We start from the raw sequence: 1,510 nt of genomic DNA, 5'->3' as shown, positions 1-1,510 counted from the left end.
CTGTCCGTCGTCAGAACATTTGGCGCTGATGGCTGCTTGATTTAGCGGAGTGTCGGCCTCGATCTTTGGTTGATGTTAAGCGGCGAGTTTGCGGTGCTGCAAGCGCCGGAGCTCGATCGTCTGTCGTTTGATCCTTTCTCGTTGTTCGATGATAGCAGAGGCCCTGCCGAAGTAGGCGTCGGCCGGGGTCACGTTGCCAAGGCTCTCGTGGTGGCGTCGGTGATTGTAATACTCGACGAAGGCTTCGATCTGGCGTTCGAGATCGCCCGGCAGGAAGTAGTTCTCCAGCAGGATGCGGTTCTTGAGCGTCTGATGCCAGCGCTCGATCTTGCCCTGGGTCTGCGGATGAAGCGGAGCGCCGCGGACATGGCTCATGCCGTTGGCGTCGATCCATTCGGCGAGTTCGCTGGCGATGTAGGACGGCCCGTTGTCGCTGAGCAGTTTTGGCTTGTGCAACACCCTGGCGCTGTCACAGCCTGAAGCCGTAAGGCCCAGTTCCAGCGTTTCGGTCACGTCCTGGGCCCGCATGGTCGTGCACAGCTTCCAGGCGATGATGTAACGGGAGAAGTCGTCGAGCACGGTCGACAGATAGACCCAGCCCCAGCCGATGATCTTGAAGTAGGTGAAGTCTGTCTGCCACATCTCATTGGGACGCATGGTCTTGTCCCTGAACTCGTCGGCGGCCTTGATCACCACGAAGGCCGGGCTGGTGATGAGGTCATGGGCCTTGAGTAGGCGATAGACGGTCGCCTCGGACACGAAGTAGCGCTTCTCATCGGTGAAGCGCACCGCCAGCTCACGTGGTGACAGCTCGGACTGTTCCAGCGCCATGTCGATGATCTGGCTCTGGACCTCGGCGCTGATGCGGTTCCACACCCGGTTCGGCCGGGAAGGACGGTCCTCCAACGCCTCCGGGCCGCCTTCGACATAGCGGTCATACCAGCGGTAGAAGGTGCGCCGCGCAATGCCGAGCTGATCCAGCGTCTTCTTCGCCGGAAGGTGCGACTGCTCGACGATCTTGATGATCTCGAGCTTTTCGGATGCGGGGTATCTCATTCGTCGTCGCCCCCATCCGCGATCATGCTTTTTTTGAGCAGACGGTTCTCCAGCGTCAGGTCCGCGACTGCCTCCTTCAGCGCGCGGGTCTCGCGACGAAGGTCCTGCACTTCACCGGTCGTCGCAGCACGGGCCGTGTCGCCTGCCAGTCGCCGCTTGCCGGCTTCCAGAAATTCCTTCGACCAGGTGTAGTAGAGGCTCTGGGCAATCCCCTCCTTGCGGCACAACTCGGCAATGCTGTCTTCGCCACGAAGGCCATCCAGCACGATCCTGATCTTGTCTTCCGAGGAAAAGTGCCGCCGTGTCGCCCGACGGATGTCTTTGACCACATGCTCGGCGGAGCGTTTGCCGCCAGTCAACTTCGAATTCATGTTCGTTCCTTCGTCTTAGACGAGAACCGAACACTCCTTAAATCACACCCTCAATTCTGTGCCATAGGCGCTGATCCCGGACA

The 1,510-nt window shown here is 59.9% G+C and carries 1 protein-coding gene; it reads right to left on the bottom strand.

Annotated elements, in window-relative coordinates:
- Positions 1 to 75: 75 nt before the first annotated feature.
- Positions 76 to 1,427, bottom strand: a protein-coding gene (locus J0I99_RS00040; RefSeq protein ID WP_173194108.1) for an IS3 family transposase whose coding sequence is annotated in 2 segments (ribosomal slippage) — positions 76 to 1,091 and positions 1,091 to 1,427 — 1,353 coding nt in all. Because the reading frame shifts where the segments join, the coding sequence is not laid out codon by codon here.
- Positions 1,428 to 1,510 lie beyond the last annotated feature (83 nt).

This window comes from Devosia sp. (genome assembly GCF_017307495.1).
Classification (GTDB): Bacteria; Pseudomonadota; Alphaproteobacteria; order Rhizobiales; family Devosiaceae; genus Devosia_A.
The sequence above is the reverse complement of the archived record's forward strand: the minus strand, read 5'-3'. Positions and strand labels throughout refer to the sequence as shown.